At 40.8% G+C, this 6,000-nt stretch carries 6 protein-coding genes and 1 tRNA gene; 2 read left to right on the top strand and 5 right to left on the bottom strand.

The window, feature by feature from the left end:
• Positions 1–28: 28 nt before the first annotated feature.
• Both TZ92_RS02605 and rlmD read right to left on the bottom strand, forming a co-directional pair.
• Positions 29–100, bottom strand: a tRNA-Glu gene (locus TZ92_RS02605).
• A 58-nt stretch (positions 101–158) separates the two neighbouring features.
• The gene (gene rlmD, locus TZ92_RS02600) at positions 159–1,529 is read right to left on the bottom strand and encodes a 23S rRNA (uracil(1939)-C(5))-methyltransferase RlmD (protein WP_033629377.1); all 1,371 of its coding nucleotides are present in this window, start codon (positions 1,527–1,529) and stop codon (positions 159–161) included.
• A gap of 37 nt (positions 1,530–1,566) precedes the next feature.
• Here rlmD and recX point away from each other — a divergent pair, with 37 nt between their 5' ends.
• Entirely contained in the window at positions 1,567–2,343 is a 777-nt protein-coding gene (recX, locus tag TZ92_RS02595) for a recombination regulator RecX (protein ID WP_033629376.1), read from the top strand.
• Between the two features lie 88 nt (positions 2,344–2,431).
• Positions 2,432–2,965 carry a nucleoside tri-diphosphate phosphatase gene (ntdP, locus tag TZ92_RS02590; RefSeq protein ID WP_000775318.1) on the top strand — a complete coding sequence of 178 codons (534 nt, stop codon included), beginning with the start codon at positions 2,432–2,434 and terminating at the stop codon, positions 2,963–2,965.
• A 70-nt stretch (positions 2,966–3,035) separates the two neighbouring features.
• Here ntdP and TZ92_RS02585 read toward each other — a convergent pair whose 3' ends face one another.
• From TZ92_RS02585 to groES, 3 genes are all read right to left on the bottom strand, one after another.
• Entirely contained in the window at positions 3,036–3,803 is a 768-nt protein-coding gene (locus TZ92_RS02585; RefSeq protein WP_000567567.1) for an epoxyqueuosine reductase QueH, read from the bottom strand.
• A 124-nt stretch (positions 3,804–3,927) separates the two neighbouring features.
• Positions 3,928–5,550 (bottom strand): chaperonin GroEL, encoded by a 1,623-nt coding sequence (gene groL / locus TZ92_RS02580; protein ID WP_033629375.1) that lies wholly within the window; start codon positions 5,548–5,550, stop codon positions 3,928–3,930.
• A 15-nt stretch (positions 5,551–5,565) separates the two neighbouring features.
• The gene (gene groES, locus TZ92_RS02575) at positions 5,566–5,850 is read right to left on the bottom strand and encodes a co-chaperone GroES (RefSeq protein ID WP_033583678.1); all 285 of its coding nucleotides are present in this window, start codon (positions 5,848–5,850) and stop codon (positions 5,566–5,568) included.
• Between the last annotated feature and the right edge of the window lie 150 nt (positions 5,851–6,000).

Here is a 6,000-nt window from a genome sequence, read left to right as displayed (position 1 = left end):
TTCAAGTTTTTTTAACCGCAATACACCATAGTCCGTACGGGATTCGAACCCGTGTTACCGCCGTGAAAAGGCGGTGTCTTAACCCCTTGACCAACGGACCTTGAGCTTTTCAACTCTTTCTATTATACCTACTTTTTTACCTTTGTCAAGGACTTTTTTCAGTGTAATTGATTTTTTCTTTTCTTTACTAACTTAACTACTGCTTCTGTTCGTGCAGTGTGGGGAAACATATCAACCGACTGGATATACTGGATATCATAGACTTTTACTAGTTTAACCAAATCTCGTGCCAAGGTCGAAACATTGCAGGATACATAGACCATTTTTTCTGGAACATAGGTCAGAATGGTATCCAGTAGCTTATCATCTAAGCCTGTACGAGGAGGATCGACTATCAAGGCATCTGCTCGGTAGCCTTCTTTATACCAGCGTGGAATAATCTCTTCAGCTGTTCCCGCTTCGTAATGGGTATTGTCAAACCCCATTTTTTGAGCATTTCTCTTGGCATCTTCTATGGCTTCCGGAATAATATCCATTCCTCTGAGACTCTTGACCTTATTTGCAAAGGCAAATCCGATTGTCCCAACACCGCAATATGCATCGATCAGATGATCCTCTTCGCTAACATCCAGAGCCTTAACTGCTTCACTATAGAGAATTTCTGTCTGCTCCGGATTAAGCTGATAAAAAGCTCGAGGGGAGAGAGAAAACTCATAGTCGAGTACTCCTTCTTGAATACTCTCTTGGCCCCAGATAATTTCCGTCTTTTCACCATAGATTTCACTTGTTTTTGCTGTATTTGTATTGACTGCAACTGTGACGACTTCTGGAAAATCCTTGACTAAGTCTTTGACCAGTTGATTTAAATTAAGCTGGCGATTTGTGACAATGATAATCTGAACTTGCCCCGTTTTTCTTGCTCTGCGTACCATGATGGTGCGAACGCCTAGCGTTTTTCTCTCATCGGTGATGGGGATTTGGTGGTAAGTAAGAAGTTCAGCTAGGCGATTCGCAATCACTTGGGTTTCCTTATCTTGCACTAAACAGTCTTTCAACTCTACGAGATAATGAGAGTTTTGCGCATACAAACCTGCCTTGACCTGATTTTTAAATTTCCGAGTCTGAAATTGAAGCTTAGCACGGTAGTACTTTGGTTCCTGCATTCCGATAGTTGGACGGATTTCATAGTTTTCATATCCTGCAGGAGCAAATTTTTTCAGGGCTTGATGGAGCAGATCCGTTTTGAACTCTAACTGTTTATCGTAGTGGAGGTGCATGATTTGGCAACCACCACATTCATTATAAATCGTACAAGCTGGCACGACTCGAAATTTAGACTTCTTATTAACCTTTAGTAATTTGGCTTCAACAAAGTTGCGTTTAATAGAAGTAATTTGACAATAGATGTCTTCTCCTTTGAGGGCGCCTGGCACAAAAACGAGGGTTTTCTGATAGAAACCGATTCCCTCACCATTGATGCCCATCCGCTTGATTTTTAAAGGTATTTTTTGTTTGACTTTCAGATTCATACCCCTATCTTATCACATTTTAGGGTATAATAGAACTATGAAAATCACAAAACTTGAAAAGAAAAAACGTCTCTACTTGATGGAGTTAGATGGACAGCAAACATCATATATCACGGAAGATACCATTGTCCGTTTTATGTTGTCTAAAGATAAGGTGGTTAGCACTGAAGAATTGACCGAGATTCAGGGCTTTGCTCAGTTTTCTTATGGTAAGAATCTCGCCCTCTACCATCTATCATTTAAGGCTCGTACTGAAAAGGAAGTGAGAGAGTATCTGAAAAAGTATGATCTTGATGAAACAATCACTAGTCAAGTTATCGCTAATCTTAAAGAAGATAACTGGATAAATGATCGTCAGTATGCCTACTCTATCATCAATGCCAATCAACTTTCTGGAGATAAGGGACCTTATGTGCTAGCTCAAAAACTGTCTCAAAAAGGGATTGCCAAATCAACGATTGAAGAGGTTTTAAAGGATTTTGATTTTTCAGAGGTCGCTCAACGTGTAGCGGAGAAACTTCTTAAAAAATACACGGGAAAACTTCCCGCTCGTGCCTTGCAGGATAAAATTATTCAAAACTTGACGAACAAAGGCTTCTCCTATTCTGATGCTAAAAGTGCCTTTGATAACTTGGACAGTCAAGTCGACCAAGAAAAGACTCAAGAACTCATTTTTAAAGAGCTAGACAAACAATATTCTAAATATGCTCGAAAGTATGAAGGATACGAACTCAAACAGCGTTTAACCCAAGTTTTAGCTCGAAAAGGCTATGATTTTTCGGATATAGCCAGCGCTCTCAGAGAATATCTTTAACATTTTCAGGTAAAATTCAAAAAAATTAGACCAATTTATGATATAATAGTAGACGATAAACTTATAAATTGTAGAAAGTTGGTTAGTTATGAAACTTCCAAAAGAAGGCGACTTTATTACAATTCAAAGTTATAAGCATGATGGGAGTCTTCACCGTACTTGGCGGGACACCATGGTACTAAAAACAACAGAGAACGCTATTATAGGCGTCAACGACCACACACTTGTTACCGAAAGTGACGGTCGTCGTTGGGTGACTCGAGAACCCGCTATTGTTTACTTTCACAAAAAATATTGGTTTAATATCATTGCCATGATTCGTGATAATGGAATTTCCTACTATTGCAATATGGCAAGTCCTTACTATCTCGATGAAGAAGCCCTGAAATACATTGATTATGATTTGGATGTCAAGGTCTTCACTGATGGTGAAAAGCGTCTCTTGGACGTTGAAGAGTATGAGCGCCATAAACGCAAAATGAAGTATTCTGATGATTTAGACTATATTTTGAAAGAGCATGTTAAAATCCTTGTTGATTGGATTAACAATGGACGCGGTCCTTTCTCAGAGGCCTATGTCAACATTTGGTACAAACGCTACATAGAACTAAAGAATCGGTAAAGTTGTCAAACTGGGGTGAAAACCCTGGTTTTTTTATTTGAAAAACCCAGCTTTTCAGCTGGGTTGATTTCTATATATCTAATTTAGTGACAGTAAACTTGATGTGGGAATAGTCTTTTTCAACATCCTTATCCAACAAGAAAGCCGTGGCATCCTTCTTAACCTGAACCAGGTCAATATTCTGGGCTTGAGCTGCATAGACGCATCCACAATAACATTGACGATAGATATCATACTCCTCGCACATCTCCACCGAACGCTTGTAGCCTTGATTTTTCTTGAAATCACTTGGGAGATAGTGGGTGGTATAAATCTTTTGCACATCAATTCCGATGCTGTTGATGGTTTGAGAATTCTTATGAGGACTGATGGTCAAGGCTGAACCAAAGTAATCAAAGCCCAAGTCCATAGCTACCTGTGCTGTTTTATCCAGACGGTAGTCAAAACAAACCTTGCAACGGTCACCACCTTCGGGTTCTTCTTCCAGTCCTCTGACTAACTTCCGGTATTCATTTGGTTCGTAGGGAGCTTCAAGGTACTGAACCGTATTGCCTGTTCGCTCATTGAAATCACTGACAAATTTTTTTGTAACGTAGGCCCGCTTGTGGTATTCTGCCTTTGGATGAATATTGGAATTGGCAAAATAGATAGTCACATCAGCGTATTTTGTCAGGTATTCTAGAGTGTAGGTACTACAAGGAGCACAGCAAACATGCATGAGAATAGTTGGACGTTGCTCATTTTTCTCCCAAACCTGAACCATTTTCTGCATAACACGGTCATAATTAATCTTCTGATTGGGATTCATCTTGCTCAGAATTTCTTCTACATCGATCATGTTCTTCTCCTTCTTCTAGTCTTATTTTATCATATAAGTTAGGAGAGCTCAAATCTATTTAGAAGAGAAAACCATAAAAGGAGAGATGCATGTTCCCTCCTTTTGTGTTTTTTATAAGTTGCTTTTACATCATCCCGCCCATCATGCTTGGATCCATTGCTGGAGCTGGGGTTACTGGTTCTGGTTTATTGGCTACGACTGCTTCTGTTGTTAAAATCAAGCTAGCTACAGAAGCTGCATTTTGAAGGGCAGAACGACTAACCTTAACTGGATCGATGATTCCTTCTTCAATCATATTAACCCACTCACCAGTCGCTGCGTTGAATCCTGTACCAACTTCAGCATTTTTCAAACGGTCAATGACGATAGACCCTTCGAATCCAGCATTGTGAGCAATTTGACGAACAGGTTCTTCCAAGGCACGAAGAACAATATTGCGTCCTGTCGCTTCATCTCCTGTCAATTCCAAATCAGCTACGGCTGGAATGACATTTACAAGAGCTGTTCCACCACCTGCAACGATTCCTTCTTCAACGGCTGCACGAGTAGCGTTGAGGGCATCTTCAATGCGGAGTTTCATTTCTTTCAACTCAGTTTCAGTTGCAGCTCCGACCTTGATCACTGCGACACCACCTGACAATTTTGCCAAGCGTTCTTGCAATTTTTCACGGTCAAATTCAGAAGTTGTTGTTTCGATTTGAGACTTGATAACCGCAACACGGTGAGAAATAGCTTCAGGATTTCCAGCACCTTCTACGATAACCGTGCTATCTTTGTCCACAGTTACTCTCGCTGCTTGACCAAGCGCCTCAATAGTAGCGTCCTTCAACTCAAGGCCAAGATCTTCTGTGATAACAGTTCCGCCTGTCAAGATAGCGATGTCTTCAAGCATGGCTTTACGACGGTCACCAAAGCCAGGAGCTTTGACAGCAACGACATTGAAAGTTCCTCGAATCTTGTTCAATACAAGAGTCGGAAGAGCTTCGCCATCCACATCATCTGCAATAATCAAGAGTGGACGATTGCTTTGGAGAATGCTTTCTAGAAGTGGCAAGATTTCTTGGATATTGGAGATCTTCTTGTCTGTAATCAAGATGTATGGATTTTCAAGGTCAGCCATCATCTTTTCGCTATCTGTCACCATGTACTGTGAAAGGTAACCGCGATCAAACTGCATTCCTTCTACGACTTCAAGTTCTGTTTCCATACCACGTGACTCTTCAATAGTGATGACACCATCTTTACCAACTTTTTCCATGGCTTCAGAGATGTATTCGCCGACTTTCTCAGAACGAGAAGATACGGCAGCAACTTGAGCGATGGCTTCTTTGTTGGCAACAGGTATGGCATTGTTTTTCAAGGCTTCTACAGCTGCGGCAACTGCTGCTTCGATCCCACGACGAATGCCGATTGGGTTGGCACCTGCAGTGACGTTTTTGATTCCTTCGCGGACGATTGCTTGGGTCAAAACAGTTGCAGTTGTCGTCCCGTCACCTGCGATATCATTGGTTTTTGAAGCTACTTCTGATACCAATTTGGCACCCATGTTTTCAAAATGGTCTTCCAACTCGATTTCTTTTGCAATGGTCACACCGTCATTGGTGATCAATGGTGAACCAAATGATTTTTCCAATACAACATTACGACCTTTTGGTCCCAAGGTTACTTTAACAGTATCTGCAAGGATATCGACACCACGAACCATGGCTGAACGAGCATCAGATGAAAATTTAATTTCTTTTGACATACTTACTTTCTCCTTCTATTCTTCAATGATCGCCAAGATGTTGGCTTCGCCTACGATGATATACTTTTCATCGCCATCTTTGACATCAATACCTGCATGGGCTTCCACTAAAACACGGTCTCCAGGCTTCACGCTTGGAGCTACCAAGTCACCGTTCAAAGTACGAACACCTTGTCCAGTAGCTACAACTTGGGCTGTTTTTGTTTTTTCTTGGGCTGATCCTGCAAGGACAAAGCCTCCAACAGTTTGTTCTTTTTCTTCGATTTTCAAGACCATACGGTCTCCTAATGGTTTCAACATCTGTTTTCCTCCATAATGAACTACATATTATTAGCACTCTTTGTATCTGAGTGCTAATTCATAGTTCTATTGTATCACTTGGTCAGAAATAGTCAAGAAAAAAGTCTGACTTTCTCAATATAAAAAAGCCTGAGACCAACTCAGACTTTT

This window comes from Streptococcus oralis subsp. oralis (assembly GCF_000960035.1).
In the GTDB taxonomy this organism is placed as follows: Bacteria; Bacillota; Bacilli; order Lactobacillales; family Streptococcaceae; genus Streptococcus; species Streptococcus oralis_G.
This window is presented reverse-complemented; position numbering and strand designations above follow the sequence as displayed.

Excerpts from the sequence above, each read along its gene's own strand:
- rlmD (WP_033629377.1), bottom strand. The coding sequence starts at position 1,529 with ATGAATCTGAAAGTCAAACAAAAAATACCTTTAAAAATCAAGCGGATG.
- recX (WP_033629376.1), top strand. The coding sequence starts at position 1,567 with ATGAAAATCACAAAACTTGAAAAGAAAAAACGTCTCTACTTGATGGAG.
- ntdP (WP_000775318.1), top strand. The coding sequence starts at position 2,432 with ATGAAACTTCCAAAAGAAGGCGACTTTATTACAATTCAAAGTTATAAG.
- TZ92_RS02585 (WP_000567567.1), bottom strand. The coding sequence starts at position 3,803 with ATGATCGATGTAGAAGAAATTCTGAGCAAGATGAATCCCAATCAGAAG.
- groL (WP_033629375.1), bottom strand. The coding sequence starts at position 5,550 with ATGTCAAAAGAAATTAAATTTTCATCTGATGCTCGTTCAGCCATGGTT.
- groES (WP_033583678.1), bottom strand. The coding sequence starts at position 5,850 with ATGTTGAAACCATTAGGAGACCGTATGGTCTTGAAAATCGAAGAAAAA.